Source organism: Polaribacter sp. SA4-10, from assembly GCF_002163835.1.
Classification (GTDB): domain Bacteria; phylum Bacteroidota; class Bacteroidia; order Flavobacteriales; family Flavobacteriaceae; genus Polaribacter.
The window spans coordinates 343,424-357,691 of record NZ_CP019331.1 but is presented as its reverse complement, the minus strand read 5'-3'; the positions used below and the strand labels follow the sequence as shown (position 1 = coordinate 357,691).

The window sequence follows — 14,268 nt, the reverse complement described above, 5'->3', positions numbered from 1 at the left end:
TGCTAAAAATAAAGAAGGGTTCTATGGATTAACAGCTGCTATAGGTTTGCAATATATAGAAGATCAAGACGGACAAAGTACCTATAGCGTTCATACAAAATTAGGATACAAACTCTCTGAACGTGCACTGATAAATATTTACGACTTAAAAAGGATTATAGCTTCTGCTGTTGCAACTGCAGTAGATACAAGTTTTACATATACAGCGTTAGGCTTCCAATTTAAATGAGTAATAGTAAGTAAAACTTTATATAAAAAATAAAAGACAAAAGAATTAACTTTTGCCTTCTACTTTCCTTTTAAGGGATTAGGGGCTAATTAATAATAAAAGTTCCAGAATACGATTTGTTAGTATCGTCTTTTAAAATGTATTTATAAATACCACTTTTTAATTGTGGCGCATTGTATTGTATTTTTCTTTTTGTGTTTTCTGTAGATATCTTTTTAAAATCTACCGTTCTTCCTAATAAATCAAATACTTTGATTTGAGCAAATTCAGAGTTCATTGGTAATCTTATTGTTGTAGAATTTGAAAATGGATTTGGATAATTAGATAACTTTAAGTTCTCCTCTGTTTCAAAATCCTCAACATCTAAAGCATTACTAGCTTTAAAAGCCATGTCTTTTATTTGAACACTATAAGGTATATAGTTTGTGTAATCTCCAATTACTGAAAAAACAATTGTCTTAATATTTGTAATTTCTATAGTATTTCCTTCTCCATCTAAAAAATCATTAAAAGAGATCGTGTATTCTTTTTCTTCTGTATTAGCTGGCACTGTGTAACGTATTCTGTTTTCCCATTCTCTTTCTCCTTCTTGCATTATAACAATTTCTACAGCTTCATTATTTGTGATTAAGAAATTTAAAAAGCTATAATCTAATACATCTAAAGTTTGATCTCCTGGTAAAAGATGTCTAAATAAGTTGATGTTTCCTTTTACCTCTCCAGATACACTTGCATTTCTATCTACTTCATAAATATTTTCATCATATTGTCTTTCAGAAATATCTACACTAAACTCACTTACAGAAGCAAATTCTTTTAAGTAATCTAATCCCCAAGGTCCATCTGCTAGATATAATGCATCTTTTTGAGGTGAAGAAGCTGTTTGTAGAGAGAAACCTATATCAAATAAAACGCCTGTTTGTATTGATAAAACTTCATTGTAAGCACCAGACAATGTAAAAGTATTTGATACTTGGTTATGATCAGAAACTTCTGTTTCTGCAATATTCCCTACAAAATCAACTGATTTTTCTTGCGTTTTATTTACCAAATTTAAATTAATAACTCCGTTAGAATAACTACCAGATTTCACAAATACATTTGGTAAAACACCTTCTATTATTGTACTGTTTAATCCATTTAAAATTGTATGCTTATCTAAAATAAAATTAGCAATTGAAAATACTTGAGAAAAAGAACTTCCCCAAATTTGATAGTTTTGGTAATCTCCTGTTGGATATTGGTCTATATTCCAAAAACTAAACAGTTCATTTTCTATTCCATCCATTTTAATAGAAAAACTTAAAGTATATTCTATTTCTCCTGTTGCTCTTTTAATTTTAGAACTTATTATTTGATGACCTCTAGTACTTACAGTTCTTACATCTTCTAAACTAGAATTATTTAATCTATCACAAATAACTTTTGAATGATCATATATAGAACCTTCTGTAGAAGTCGCTAATACAGCAGAAATTCTATCATCTCCTTGGTAATAATCTATTGAAAATATTTCTTTAGCATTCGTTATTGCTAATAAATCACTTGGACTAGAAACTGTAGAAGTTTCTGTTTTATACATACCTGTTTCAGGTAAATATCCTATTAATGAGTTTGTGTTTGTATTCCTTTTTAATTGCGTCTTGTTAAAATTAGATTGCTGCTCTTTTTTATTTATATTATTACCTTCCTTTTTTCTTGTAAAATTTCTCTTTGCAATTAAATTAGCTAAATCACCATTACTTTCTAAACCACCATCATTCCCTGAAGTAACTTCCGAAGTCTGTGTCATATCGGCAAAGTTATTTGTATTAATTGCTTCATAAGGACTTGCAGTTATATAAAAAACGGCATCATTAAAATCTTGGCTATTATCAACATCATCTCTTCTTGAATCTTCAAACCCAAGAATAATTCTTTCGTCAGTTAAATCGTTTAATAAAACGTTGTGGGTTCTTAAAGTTTCATCGGTTTCTGGATTAAAATTAATATCAGAATATAAATCTAATACAGTATCTCCAACACTTCCTTCATTTGAACTCCAAGCATCATTAAGCAGCACCCATCCAATTCCAGTTCCTGCTTTAAAAGATCCTATTTTTACTTTATCTCCTATTTGTAACCCCCCTCCACTATTTAAAGCAGAGACATTTGGAAAAATAATAGTAACATCATCTTTTGACGGCACTGATACAATAGGGTTACTTAAATCATATGTATAAAAACCTAAAACATTGCTGTAATCAGAACTTTCACTTACAAAAGTTACCCAAACATCACCATCTTCATTCAATTTTAAATCTGTATCATATCCAGAGGTAATATATTGAGGATTATATTCTGGTACCGGGTAGCTTTCTGGCAAAGAATTGCTAATCATTTCTTGAGTTTCTATAGAAACCACATCACTTTGTGCTTCTAAATAAAGAGGAGTACCATTTGAAGTATATTCTCCAAGATAGTTATAAGAAGGAATGGCTATTGGTATTGCACCTAATGTACTATCAATTGCTATAGCACCAACCGTAGAATACAATCTACCATCTAAAGAACCTCCAGCTCCTAATGAAACTGCCCCTGGATATCCTATTGCAGTGCCAATCATTGTTGTATTAGCCCCCAAAGCAACAGCACCAACAGCGATCCAATAAACATTATCAGAGGAAGCTCCATTAGCCAATATAACTTCAGTACCAGCTACTGAGGTAAGCGCCCCAGTAATTTTAAAAATAAACATCGCATCAGGATCTCCTTGAGCGTCTAATGTTAAAGTTCCTGTAAGAGCTACAGCTGCTGCAACAGCATAAACCCCTGGGAAAATGGTTTCCCCAATTATGCTGCCAAAAATTGCACTGTGATCTGTTATTGTTGCTGGTATATTTTGAAGTTGAACGCACGCTGCAGCTAAATCTGTTTGAGCTTGTAAAGTAATTGCGTTGGCGCTTTCTACAGTTCCGTTTAAAATTGAAGGGGCTCCAAAACCAGCAATCGCTCCCACATGAGATCCAACATCGCCTGTAAATGTAGAAATACCAGTATTGGCTACTGCTCCAGCTCCTGTAAAGAGTATAAAATTAGCCGCTGAACCAAAATCAATTTCAACTGCTTCTAAAGTACTTCGATGATTGGTGTTTTCAAATGATTGGTTCTTTTGAGCATTTATTGTTGTAAATACTGTTGAGAGAAAAATAAGTAATAATTTTTTCATGATATGAGGTTTATACCTCAAAAGTAAATACAACGTCTATATGAAATATTGACTATTCGTTATTTACATTTTAACTATAGACGAATTGTAGTTTACATGTAGTTTAAATGGAAACCAAATATTAAAGTAAGTCTAATCTTTTCATTAACTCTGGTCTTTTAGACCTACTAACAGGTACAACATCTTTCATTATTAAGACACTGTTATCTTCAATATCTATAATTTTCTTAATATTTATGATAAATGAACGATGTACTTTTAAGAACAAAGAATCTGGTAGTTTTTCTTCAATTTTTTTAAGTGTAGAATGTACTATGTAATCTTTATTCTCTGTCTTTATTTTAATATAATCTCCTTTAGCTTCAATTAAATAAACACTAGGTAGATCTATTTTAATTAAACGACGATCTATATTTACATAAAAATCATTCTCTTTTTCTATTTTATTAAAACTGGTATTTTTAGCTGAAGTATTTATTGCTGCTTTTTCTGCCTTTTGTATTGCTTTTTTAAAACGAGGAAGCTGTATTGGTTTTAATAAATAATCAACAATAAAATCATACTCAAAAGCTTCAATTGCAAACTTAGGGTCTGAGGTAGTAAAAATTATTTTTGGTGGGTTTTTTAAAGTTTTAATAAAGTCTAAGCCCGTAAAGTCTGGCATATGTATGTCTAAAAAAATTAGATCAACTTCATGTTCATTTAAATATTTTATAGCATGAATTGCACTACTAAACTGTTCTAAAATGGCTAATGTTTCTATTTCATCGCAAAGAGTTTTGACAATAACTCTTGCCATTTTTTCATCATCAATTATAATACAATTCATAAAATTTATATAGTTTTCAGGAATGCTGAGATAACTAATAAAATTTTTTCAAAATCTTGAATTCCTTCTAAACTATGCTTTCTAAGATTATGTTCAAATTCATTAGCCCTTTTGTAACTCTTTTGAAGTCCTAAAATACTAATTTTATGTTTAAGTCGATGAACATTTCCTTCTATTTTTTTAAATTCTTTGTTTTTTACACTTTTGTTATAATCACTTCTCTCTTCTGGAAACTCTGTTTTTATAACATCTATTAGTGTTTTTCTTATAGATTCATCTCCTCTAGCTAATTGATCTACATACTCTAAATTAGGTTGTTCCATATTTATTTTTTTATGCTAAAGTAAAAAGTTGACCCCACATTTAACTTAGATTCTAACCAAATTTTCCCTTTAAATGATTCAACTATTTTTTTAACAATAGCTAACCCTATTCCTGTTGATTTATAATCATTTTCTAATTTTTGAAATGCAATAAAAATTTTATCAAAATACTGTTCCTCAATTCCTTTACCGTTATCTTTAATATAAAATTTCCAGAAATTAGTTTCTTCAGTAAAACCAATTTCTATAATACCTTTTTCTTTATCATTAAATTTAATGGCATTCTCTATTAATTGTGAAAATAATTGTTCTATTCTAGAACGGTTTCCTTTAATTATTGGTAACTTATTTGGAATAATATATTTTATATCTTTTGTTTTCTTACTATTAATCAAGATTTCATTTACAATAGCTTCTAAATTTAGATCATACTTTTCTCTCTCAACTTTACCAATTGTAGAATATTCTAAAATACCTTTTACTAAAGTATCCATTTTTTCTACATTTTCTCTAATAAGTAGTAAATGTTCTTTACAAGTACTGTCTAAAACACCTTTATAATCTTCTTCAATCAAAGTAGTTAAAAAATCTATACTTTGTATAGGCGACTTTAAATCATGAGAAACCATATGGGTATAATCATTTAGTTCTTGATTTTGAAGTTTTAAATTTCTTAAAAGGGTATCTTTTTGCTTATTTATTTTAATAATTTCTTTGGTTTGATTATCAATAAAATCAACCAATTTTAAAGTATCAAAATTTTCAATTGTATTGTCCTCTTCTAAATCATAAAACTTTAAAGTATCTACTAAATCTCTAAGCTTGTCAATTATTATTTTCTGTGAATTTGATTCTTCCTTTAATTTTCTATTGGCGTTAAAAAGTTCTTCAGAGCTAATAGTTGTTGCTCTTTGTAGCATTAAAAACTGTTCTCCTGAAGTAGTATAAGATCTATCTATAGCATCTAAAAACTTCTCTAAATCTTTATTAGAGTGAAGCTCTTGAGGTAGCAACTTTCTTATTTGTCTTTTTAACAGAGAATTCATTATTCGCTAATTAATGTAACGGTCATTGTTTGATTGTGAAGTTGACAACTTTTTTCTCCTATAAAAGGAGCAATTTCACCATAAGAATATAACCCCGTTATTGTTGTTGTATTTCCAACAATCGCTATTACTTCTTCTACTTCTTCTTCTACTCTTTGATCTAGCACAAGTTTTCTTCCAATACAACTTACTAAAATGGCAAGTTCTGCTTTAGCAACTCTAGATTCTGCTGCATTTTGTGCTGCAATTTCAGCTGCATTAACAATACTATCTACATTCGTCATCATTAATTGAACTACAGAGTTTTCAAAAATATCTCCAGCCAAAATCATAGAATTATCTTCTTCATTTATGTTTAAAATAGTTCTAACTATTGATTGTTTTTCATTTGAAGACTTCACTTTTAAAGGATACAATAATGCTGCACTAGGTAATTCTTTTGCTTTATCTCCTAAATATTGCTTATATAAATCTAAAGCAGGTAAATTATCTAATTCATACAATACATTTCCTTTAGACTTTGTAACCATTCTTTCTGGCCCAAAAGGTGTCCAACCTCCATTAATAGAAAAAGTTACTTCTAAAGATGCTCCATATAAACCAATGGCAACTATTTCTCCTGGTTTTGGGTTTTCATTATAAGAAGCAATGGTTTTTTCAAACCTTGCTGCATCCCCACATAATGCACCTGTTATTAATAAATTATCATCAGTTGTAGCATTCATCCCTTTTGTTAATTGACTTCCGTTTACAAAACTTCCTTCAGAAAGCACAAAAACATATTTTAAGCCTTCTTGTGGTAATTGACTAATTAATTCTTTACCAATAGAGAAACTATCTATTTTAGCTTCTAAAGCTCCTTTTAAAACATTAGCTGTCTTGATTATAAAATTACTTTTTTCAAATTCTACTGCAGTAATCGTTATACTATCATCATTAACAGATTCTGAAGAAATATCTCCAGAAGAAGAGCCAAATACAATATGCCCCTCTTTAAAAAGTGTTCTTACTTCTTCAAAAATAGCTTCATCTTCCAATAAAAATCTATTTCCGAAAACTAAAACTAAAGGTTTTTTTAAGTTAAGTTTTTTAGATAAATATTTCCAACCTGAGTTTTTACTTCTTTTAAGTTGTACCGTTTTCATTTTATTTTTTTTATTGTAAAATAGAAAGTAGTTCCTTTATTTGGCTCACTTTCTAACCAAATATCTCCTCCATATAAAGTAATTATTTTCTTAACAATGGCTAAGCCAATTCCCGTAGAATCATCTCTTTTATCTAATGCATGAAATATTTTAAAAATTTTATCATGATATTTTTTTTCAATCCCAATACCATTATCCTTTATAGAAAATTGATAAAAAGTTTTATTATCTATATAATCTATATCTACAACCCCTACTTCTTTATCACAAAACTTAATGGCATTACTAATAAAGTTTTGAAACAACTGTTGAAACTTAGTTTGGTCTCCTTTTATAATAGGTAAACTTTTTAATACATTAACAGATATATTCTTAGGAATAAATAAAACCTTTTTTAAATTACTTAAAGTGTCATTTAAATCTACATCTATAGCCTCATGTTTATTTGTACCCGCACTAGAATATTCTAAAACGTTAGAAATCAACTTTTCCATTGTTTCTAGTGTAGTTTCTATTAGACCTAAGTTTTGAAGTGTTGCTTCATCAATTTTACCCTCATTGTCTGCTTTTACCCATGAAACTAATGCGTCTATACTTCTTAAAGGTGATTTTAAGTCATGTGAAACAATATGTGCATATTCAGACAATTCATTGTTTCTATTTTCTAATTCTTTTAAAATATTTTCTTTCTGTAGTTGAAGCTTTTTAAGTTCAGTAATGTCTAAATGTATTCCTATAGAACCTATTACTTTACCAAATAAATCATAGTTTGGAGCACCACTTACAAGCCAATGTCTAATTTTTCCTTTTTTGTTTTTTATTTTTAATTCATATGAACTAGATACATCTTTAAGGCGTCTAAAGTGTTCGTTTTCACTAACTTTAACAGCATTTTCTAATGAAAAAAAATCTCCTTCAATTTTACCTAATAATTCTTTTTCACTATAACCAGACATTTCTATAAAACTTTGATTTACCATCAAAATTTCTTTTTCTTTGTTTACTTCTACCAATCCTAAATTCATATTAGCAATAATGCTACTATACTTTTCTTTTTGTGCTTCTAGACTTAAATTATATTTTTTTTCAAGAGAAATATCCCTAAAAGTCCATAAATAGCCATTTAATTTTCCTCCAACTATTATTGGCATATAATTTCTTTCTAGCACCTTACCATCTAGCATCTCCAACTGGTCTCCAAACACGGCTACTTTAGCCGCATCTATTTCATTTATTCTCTTTACAAAAGACAATGGCTCTTTAAATTGCACTTTGTTTTGTTCTGAGGCAAGTTTGCAATCCATCCCAATTAAATCATTAGGTTGAGCATCAATATTTAATAATTCACAAAATTTTGTATTAGATAAAACTATTTTTCTGTTTTCGTCTTCTAAAATAACACCACTATTTAGATTTAAAACAAGAGCAGAGAGTCTGTTTTTAGATTCCATAAGTAAATCTCCAGCTTCTTTGTCTTTGGTGATATCTCTAACAATACCTTGAGCTGCTATTGGCTTCTTATTTTTATCATAAATAAGTGTACCATTTATTTGCAACCATTTAACCTGTTTATTTTTAGTAATAATTCTAGCTGTATACCCATTAAAAAATCCTTGCTCATTTAATTGAGAAAAAGAATTATAAGCATATTCTAAATCATCTTTATAGATAATATCTGTAACATTAAATTTTTCATTTTCTATATTATATCCAAAAAGATTGATGGCAACTTCATTCATTTTTAAAACATTACCATGCAAATCCATCACTAAATAGGCATCATTAATGTTTTCAAATATCCCTTTTAGAGTAGAAGATTTTTCATCTAGTAAGTCTTCTAACTTACTATTGGTATCCTTTAATTCTTCAGAAAGAAGATATAATTTTCTAGATTTATCTTCAAGAATTTTTTCCGCAGATTTTCTAGCAGCTTTTTCACGTTTTAGAGCACGTTCTAATATGTCTACTTTATTTTGGCTCATTAATTTTGGGTAATTAATTTTTATTTACAATAAACCTCACTTCTGTACCATCTTCTTTAATTTTTTCAAGAACTATAGAGGCAGTGCTATTAAAATGTTCGAAGGTTTTATTCATTAATCCTAATCCAAAATGATGCATTGCTCTACTAGATTTGTATATCATTACGATAGAGTTTTTAGTTTTTTCTTCTACAATAAAAGTTGGTAGTTCTGCATCTGGATATATTTTCTGAACTTCTACATGTATATGATCTTCAATAGATGCTAACATCTCTATTGGGTCATTATAGGTATTCAAAAGACCAGGGTAGTTTGTTTCTATTACAGAAAAGAAATGTTCTGCATATACTAATAGTAATTGATCTATAGAGACACCTGTATTATTACTTAAGTTTTCTAGTAATTGTAACATTTCAGAAAAGCTATATGTACCTACAGCTGTATATACTCCTTCTGACTTTAATTTAGATTGAGTAATAATTTTATCTACCATTTCTAACCCAAATTTTTCTTCAACTAAATCTAAAAATTCCGTAAAAATTATACCTTTCATTTTATAGTACTTTTAATTCATTAACGCTCCAATAGGCCAATACAATTTTAATCTTATTAACATAATCTTCATATTTTAAAGGTTTTAAAATATAACCTGAAGCACCTAATCGATAACACTCAAACAAATCTTTTTGATTATCAGAAGTAGTTAATATTATTGTAGGTATATGTTTTAAGTATTCATCATTTCTCAATAAAGTTAAAAATTCTATGCCGCTAATCTTTGGCATGTTTAAGTCTAATAAAATAATATCAGGTAAGTTACTTTTATCTTCTAAAATTTTTAACGCTTCTACTCCATTTTTTGCTTCTTGTATTGAATGGTCTAATTCTAAAAATGAAATAGTTCTTTTCATTTTCATAATCTCTATTAAGTTATCCTCAATAAGTAATATACGAAGTTTTTTAGGCATTATATGTGGGTATTATAAATTAAATTTAGTATGCAAAGTACAAAATAAAAACAATCTATTAATTGCTATAAATGACAAAAAAACGTAAAATAAAGACGAAATACACAAAAGTGTCGACAAAGCGTTTTGACAAAAACTTAAATATATTAAGAAATTAGCTGGTTAAAATACTCGAAAATTTCTCCTTTAGAGATAGCGCTTCCTTTTTCAATTAAATCAAAAACCTCTGTATTTCTTTCTGAACGATAAGGTTTAGTACCTTTAAAAACATCTACAGAATTGTCCATTGGGTTTTTCATTAACCACTCAAAACCTTCTTGTTTTAAAAGATTAATATCCCAATTTATTTTAATTGCTATTCTATGAATTTCTTCATCGTTACATTTAAAAAGGTTTACAGAAGTTTCAGAAAAGTGTTCTATATATTGTGTTTTTGTAATAACATCATCCCAAACAACATCAGAAAAAACATTCATTTCTTCTTCCGCTACTTGAGGTTTTTCTTCCTTAATCTGCTTCCACTCTATTACATCTATACTTTGCGATGCTAAAAAGCGGGCAAATTCTTCGTGTAAATTTTCAAATTGTTCTTTAGTAAGTTGTCTATATTTCATAATTGTGTAAAACTAAAAAAAGCTCGTTATTTCTAACGAGCTTTTTATAAAATTATTAAAGTTATTTACTATTTATTCAGCAACAACTTCAAAAGTAATATCTGCAACTACTGCTCTGTGTAAACGAACAGCTGCTTCATATTTACCTAATCTTTTTACAGAACCACCAACAACTTTGATAAATTTCTTATCTAAATCTGTTCCTGCTTTTGCTAAAGCTACAGCTAAATCTATGTTGTTTACAGAACCAAATAATTTGTCTCCTGAACCAACTTTAGATGTAATCTTAATTTCATATCCTTTAATTGCTTCTGCTAACACATTTGCATCTTCAATTAATTTAGCTTCTTTATAAGCTCTTTGTTTTAAATTCTCTGCTAAAACTTTCTTTGCAGATGAAGTAGCTAAAACTGCTTGTCCTGTAGGGATTAAAAAGTTTCTACCATAACCGTTTTTCACAGCTACAACATCATCTTTAAATCCTAAATTATCTACGTCTTGTTTTAATATCAATTCCATATCTCTACCTCTAAATTATTTTAACATATCTCCAACGTAAGGCATTAACGCTAAATGACGCGCTCTTTTAATTGCTTGCGCAACTTTACGTTGATATTTTAATGAAGTTCCTGTTAAACGTCTTGGTAAAATTTTACCTTGTTCGTTTACTAAATACATTAAGAAGTCTGCATCTTTATAATCGATGTATTTAAAACCTTTCTTTTTAAATCTACAGTATTTTGCTTCTTTCTTTGTGTCTATATCAAGAGGAGTTAAGTATCTTACTTCACCGGTCTTGCTACCTTTAGATTGTTGCTCTATTGTTGTTGATGCCATACCTTATTTTTTAGTAGATTTAACACGTTCACTTCTTTTTTCTGCCCAAGCTGCAGCATGTTTATCTAGTCTTACAGAAAGATAACGCATAACGCTATCATCTCTTCTAAATTCTAATTCAAATGCTGTAATTTCTTGTCCAGAAACTTTGTACTCTAATAAGTGATAAAAACCACTTTTCTTTTTTTGTATTGGATAAGCTAATTTTTTTAAGCCCCAATCTTCTTTAGAAATCATTTCGGCACCTCTAGAAACCAAATAGTCCTCAAACTTTTGTACTGTTTCCTTTACCTGAGTATCAGATAAAACGGGATTCAAAATGAAAACAGTTTCGTAATGATTCATAATTAAATATTTATTGTTTATTTTTAAGGCTGCAAATATACAATGTTTTTATATAAAATTACTATATTATAACGACTAATAAGTATAGATAAATTTATTTAAGTTTGAAACTCTAAAATAAAGAACATAGCAAGGACAAGAAATGCCTAATTTAATTCATTATGTCGTTCCTTTTTTCATTCTCATAGGTATCATTGAAATCATTCTTACCGTTAAAGTAAAAATAAAAGAGTCTAAATATAAAAGATGCTACAATATCTATAATTATAGGACTTGGAAACGTGTTTATAAGTTTGCTAACAGAAGGATTAACTTTAAGTTCTCTTTATTTAGTTTATGCTACTAATCCTTTTTTTTAAGATTCCTTTTTCTTGGCGGGCTTGGTTTCTATTATTCTTTGCAGAAGATTTAGCATATTATTGGAATCATAGAGTACGATATGAAAGTAGGTTATTTTAAACAAGTCATATTGTACACCATTCTTATCAAAAATATAATTTAAGTACTGCTTTAAGACAGACTTGGTCTAGTAATTTTTATACATTTATATATTGGCTGTCGATATGCAAAAAAAAAAAGATAGAAAAAATTAATTTTCAGTAGCTTTTTATTTTAATGGTTAAAAAAACAGGGTGTTAACAGCTTGTTTTTATACTTATAAAACACTAAATTTATGAAATATTTACAATCAGTTATTTTTTATGATCAGAAAGAAAAATTTCCCTTATTTTTTCTTGCTATTTTTTATGGGTAGTATTTTATGTTATTCACAAAACGCTATTAAAGTATCTTTTCACCAAGATTTAAAGTTAATGGCTTTTGGAGATAACCTTGGAAACAGAGCGGGTACTATAGATATTATTACTAGGTTAGAATATGAAAGTAAAGAGAAAAAATTAGGCTTTTTCGTATTTGGCTTGGAGTACGAAAGAGCTCTTATAGCAAAAGGATATACAAGGTATGGTGCTATTTTTGGTTACACTTTTAACAACCAATTAAGTGACCCTAAGCTATATTTAACTCCTGCAATAGGAATTGGAAATATTGCAAGAGATGACAATAATACTTTAAGCTTTTCGGGATCTTTACAGTTAGCTTATAAATTAGGTAATCGTATTAAATTAAGTTCTATAGTACAATTTACAGAAAGAACAGATTTAGAAAAAATGTATGGTAAAAAAGAAATAAGATTTAGCCTCTTCTTTGGGCTTGAAATAAATTTATTTAAAATCAAATAATTATTAAGACCAGAACTCTCGTTTTTTATTAAGTTCCTCTTCTTCTTTAGCTAATTCTTCAATTTGTTTTACAGACAGCACTTTTAAAAATGAAGGATGCTGTTCAATCGCATATTCAATTTTTGTAATTATATCTGCAATTTCATCATTTTCATAATCAATTTCTAAAGGCTCTTTTATAACCATAGATTGTAAAACATTTCGTTTTTTAATATTTAATCCTTTTTTATCAAAAGAACGCCTAAAGCCATCTATTACAATAGGTACTACAACTGGTTTATATGTTTTTATAATATGAGCAGTACCTCTTCTAATTGGTTTAAAAGGTGTTGTTGTTCCCTGAGGAAACGTAATTACCCACCCATCTTTTATTGCTTTACCTATATTAGAAATATCAGAATTTTTTACCTGCCTGTTTACATTCTTACCATCACTTCTCCAGGTTCTATCAATAGAAACAGAGCCTCCATAAGCCATCAATTTAGGTAAAATTCCAGCACGCATCGTTTCTCCTGCTGCAACAAAGTAAATGTTTAATTTAGGATTCCAAATATATCCAACATTTTTAATGCTATCATCTCTACCTTTTAAAGAAGCATTAAAGACATGAAACATTGCAGCTACATCTGCAAAATAAGTTTGATGATTAGAGATAAATAAAACATTTCTATCTGGTAAATTTCTTAAAATTTCTGACCCTTCTATTTGTAAACTATTAAATTTACGATATCTACTGTGAGAAATAAGTCCGAAAATTCTTATTATTATTTTTTTTAGAAATAAAATTTGACCAAATATATTCCTTTTAAATAAAGGCATTCTCTTTAATTTTTAGTTGATAAAAAACAAACTTACAAAAACAATTAATAAAGACACTATTTTAAGAGTTCTTTAATTTCAGAAAGCATCATTGCTGTTGCTCCCCAAACAATATAATCATTTAACTTAAAGCAGGGTACCTCAGTATTTTTCATATATGATGTATTCAGAGTTACTTTGGTACTATTAATATCATTTAATAAATCATTTACTAAAACCTCTATAATATTTTCTACTTCTAAATTTAAAATGAACTCTGGTTTTTTATCAATAAAACCTATAAAAGGGGTTGCTAAAAAATTACTTGGTGGTATGTAAACATCTGTAAGTTCTCTAATTATTTTTATTGATGATTGTTTTACTCCTACTTCTTCAAAAGTTTCTCTTAATGCCGTTTCTTCTAAACTTAAATCCGATTTTTCTATTTTTCCTCCAGGAAAACTTATTTGAGCAGAATGTGTTCCTTTATACGTTGCTCTTTCTGTAAGTAAAAAGCAGGTTTCATTTTTATCATTTGGATAAAACAATGCCAAAACAGCTGCTTTTCTTGGGTTATTCGCTTTTATTTTATTTTCATCATACCTCAAACGTAGTTGTGGCGCTAATTTAAATTGCGCTTCTAAACCGCCTAATTCTAGCGTTTTAAATGAATCTATTTTTTTTTTGAAATCTTGAAAAATCACAA

At 28.5% G+C, this 14,268-nt stretch carries 16 protein-coding genes; 2 read left to right on the top strand and 14 right to left on the bottom strand.

What is annotated here, in order from left to right; all coding sequences use genetic code 11:
• The first annotated feature begins 46 nt into the window (after positions 1 to 46).
• Positions 47 to 229 (top strand): hypothetical protein, encoded by a 183-nt coding sequence (locus BTO04_RS01585; RefSeq protein WP_087562823.1) that lies wholly within the window; start codon positions 47 to 49, stop codon positions 227 to 229.
• An 85-nt stretch (positions 230 to 314) separates the two neighbouring features.
• On the opposite strand, the gene BTO04_RS01580 is transcribed toward BTO04_RS01585, so the two are convergent.
• The 12 genes from BTO04_RS01580 to rpsF form a co-directional block, all read right to left on the bottom strand.
• The gene (locus BTO04_RS01580; protein WP_087562822.1) at positions 315 to 3,437 is read right to left on the bottom strand and encodes an ice-binding family protein; all 3,123 of its coding nucleotides are present in this window, start codon (positions 3,435 to 3,437) and stop codon (positions 315 to 317) included.
• Positions 3,438 to 3,558: 121 nt separating this feature from the next.
• Complete coding sequence (locus BTO04_RS01575) at positions 3,559 to 4,266, bottom strand: LytTR family DNA-binding domain-containing protein (protein ID WP_087562821.1); 708 nt, start codon at positions 4,264 to 4,266, stop codon at positions 3,559 to 3,561.
• A gap of 5 nt (positions 4,267 to 4,271) precedes the next feature.
• Positions 4,272 to 4,589: a histidine kinase gene (locus BTO04_RS01570; RefSeq protein WP_087562820.1), complete on the bottom strand. Its 318-nt coding sequence runs from the start codon at positions 4,587 to 4,589 to the stop codon at positions 4,272 to 4,274.
• Between the two features lie 2 nt (positions 4,590 to 4,591).
• A complete protein-coding gene (locus tag BTO04_RS01565) occupies positions 4,592 to 5,635 on the bottom strand; it encodes an ATP-binding protein (protein ID WP_087562819.1) in 1,044 nt (347 codons plus the stop codon).
• Complete coding sequence (locus BTO04_RS01560; RefSeq protein ID WP_087562818.1) at positions 5,635 to 6,780, bottom strand: FIST signal transduction protein; 1,146 nt, start codon at positions 6,778 to 6,780, stop codon at positions 5,635 to 5,637. Before BTO04_RS01560 ends, BTO04_RS01565 begins: the two co-directional genes overlap by 1 nt.
• Positions 6,777 to 8,762, bottom strand: a complete 1,986-nt coding sequence (locus BTO04_RS01555; RefSeq protein WP_087562817.1) for a PAS domain S-box protein — start codon at positions 8,760 to 8,762, stop codon at positions 6,777 to 6,779. The genes BTO04_RS01560 and BTO04_RS01555 overlap by 4 nt, the downstream gene beginning before the upstream one ends.
• Positions 8,763 to 8,775: 13 nt before the next feature.
• Positions 8,776 to 9,315: a heme NO-binding domain-containing protein gene (locus tag BTO04_RS01550; protein WP_087562816.1), complete on the bottom strand. Its 540-nt coding sequence runs from the start codon at positions 9,313 to 9,315 to the stop codon at positions 8,776 to 8,778.
• 1 nt (position 9,316) lies between these two features.
• Complete coding sequence (locus tag BTO04_RS01545) at positions 9,317 to 9,730, bottom strand: response regulator (protein ID WP_087562815.1); 414 nt, start codon at positions 9,728 to 9,730, stop codon at positions 9,317 to 9,319.
• A 146-nt stretch (positions 9,731 to 9,876) separates the two neighbouring features.
• Positions 9,877 to 10,344 (bottom strand): DUF6495 family protein, encoded by a 468-nt coding sequence (locus tag BTO04_RS01540; protein ID WP_087562814.1) that lies wholly within the window; start codon positions 10,342 to 10,344, stop codon positions 9,877 to 9,879.
• 72 nt (positions 10,345 to 10,416) lie between these two features.
• Complete coding sequence (rplI, locus tag BTO04_RS01535) at positions 10,417 to 10,863, bottom strand: 50S ribosomal protein L9 (RefSeq protein WP_087562813.1); 447 nt, start codon at positions 10,861 to 10,863, stop codon at positions 10,417 to 10,419.
• A 15-nt stretch (positions 10,864 to 10,878) separates the two neighbouring features.
• Positions 10,879 to 11,181, bottom strand: coding sequence for a 30S ribosomal protein S18 (gene rpsR, locus BTO04_RS01530; protein WP_087562812.1), 303 nt, complete (start codon positions 11,179 to 11,181; stop codon positions 10,879 to 10,881).
• 3 nt (positions 11,182 to 11,184) lie between these two features.
• Positions 11,185 to 11,526, bottom strand: coding sequence for a 30S ribosomal protein S6 (gene rpsF / locus BTO04_RS01525; protein WP_087562811.1), 342 nt, complete (start codon positions 11,524 to 11,526; stop codon positions 11,185 to 11,187).
• A 701-nt stretch (positions 11,527 to 12,227) separates the two neighbouring features.
• On the opposite strand from rpsF, the gene BTO04_RS01520 reads away from it, so the two are divergent.
• Positions 12,228 to 12,764 carry a hypothetical protein gene (locus BTO04_RS01520; RefSeq protein WP_157662404.1) on the top strand — a complete coding sequence of 179 codons (537 nt, stop codon included), beginning with the start codon at positions 12,228 to 12,230 and terminating at the stop codon, positions 12,762 to 12,764.
• 3 nt (positions 12,765 to 12,767) lie between these two features.
• Here the strand turns inward: BTO04_RS01520 and BTO04_RS01515 are convergent, their stop codons facing one another.
• Both BTO04_RS01515 and BTO04_RS01510 read right to left on the bottom strand, forming a co-directional pair.
• A complete protein-coding gene (locus tag BTO04_RS01515) occupies positions 12,768 to 13,583 on the bottom strand; it encodes a 1-acyl-sn-glycerol-3-phosphate acyltransferase (protein WP_087562809.1) in 816 nt (271 codons plus the stop codon).
• A 56-nt stretch (positions 13,584 to 13,639) separates the two neighbouring features.
• Positions 13,640 to 14,266, bottom strand: a complete 627-nt coding sequence (locus tag BTO04_RS01510) for a CoA pyrophosphatase (RefSeq protein ID WP_087562808.1) — start codon at positions 14,264 to 14,266, stop codon at positions 13,640 to 13,642.
• Between the last annotated feature and the right edge of the window lie 2 nt (positions 14,267 to 14,268).

Excerpts from the sequence above, each read along its gene's own strand:
- BTO04_RS01575 (WP_087562821.1), bottom strand. The coding sequence starts at position 4,266 with ATGAATTGTATTATAATTGATGATGAAAAAATGGCAAGAGTTATTGTC.
- BTO04_RS01570 (WP_087562820.1), bottom strand. The coding sequence starts at position 4,589 with ATGGAACAACCTAATTTAGAGTATGTAGATCAATTAGCTAGAGGAGAT.
- BTO04_RS01545 (WP_087562815.1), bottom strand. The coding sequence starts at position 9,730 with ATGCCTAAAAAACTTCGTATATTACTTATTGAGGATAACTTAATAGAG.
- BTO04_RS01580 (WP_087562822.1), bottom strand. The coding sequence starts at position 3,437 with ATGAAAAAATTATTACTTATTTTTCTCTCAACAGTATTTACAACAATA.
- rpsF (WP_087562811.1), bottom strand. The coding sequence starts at position 11,526 with ATGAATCATTACGAAACTGTTTTCATTTTGAATCCCGTTTTATCTGAT.
- BTO04_RS01560 (WP_087562818.1), bottom strand. The coding sequence starts at position 6,780 with ATGAAAACGGTACAACTTAAAAGAAGTAAAAACTCAGGTTGGAAATAT.
- rpsR (WP_087562812.1), bottom strand. The coding sequence starts at position 11,181 with ATGGCATCAACAACAATAGAGCAACAATCTAAAGGTAGCAAGACCGGT.
- BTO04_RS01515 (WP_087562809.1), bottom strand. The coding sequence starts at position 13,583 with ATGCCTTTATTTAAAAGGAATATATTTGGTCAAATTTTATTTCTAAAA.
- rplI (WP_087562813.1), bottom strand. The coding sequence starts at position 10,863 with ATGGAATTGATATTAAAACAAGACGTAGATAATTTAGGATTTAAAGAT.
- BTO04_RS01550 (WP_087562816.1), bottom strand. The coding sequence starts at position 9,315 with ATGAAAGGTATAATTTTTACGGAATTTTTAGATTTAGTTGAAGAAAAA.
- BTO04_RS01565 (WP_087562819.1), bottom strand. The coding sequence starts at position 5,635 with ATGAATTCTCTGTTAAAAAGACAAATAAGAAAGTTGCTACCTCAAGAG.
- BTO04_RS01520 (WP_157662404.1), top strand. The coding sequence starts at position 12,228 with ATGATCAGAAAGAAAAATTTCCCTTATTTTTTCTTGCTATTTTTTATG.
- BTO04_RS01540 (WP_087562814.1), bottom strand. The coding sequence starts at position 10,344 with ATGAAATATAGACAACTTACTAAAGAACAATTTGAAAATTTACACGAA.
- BTO04_RS01555 (WP_087562817.1), bottom strand. The coding sequence starts at position 8,762 with ATGAGCCAAAATAAAGTAGACATATTAGAACGTGCTCTAAAACGTGAA.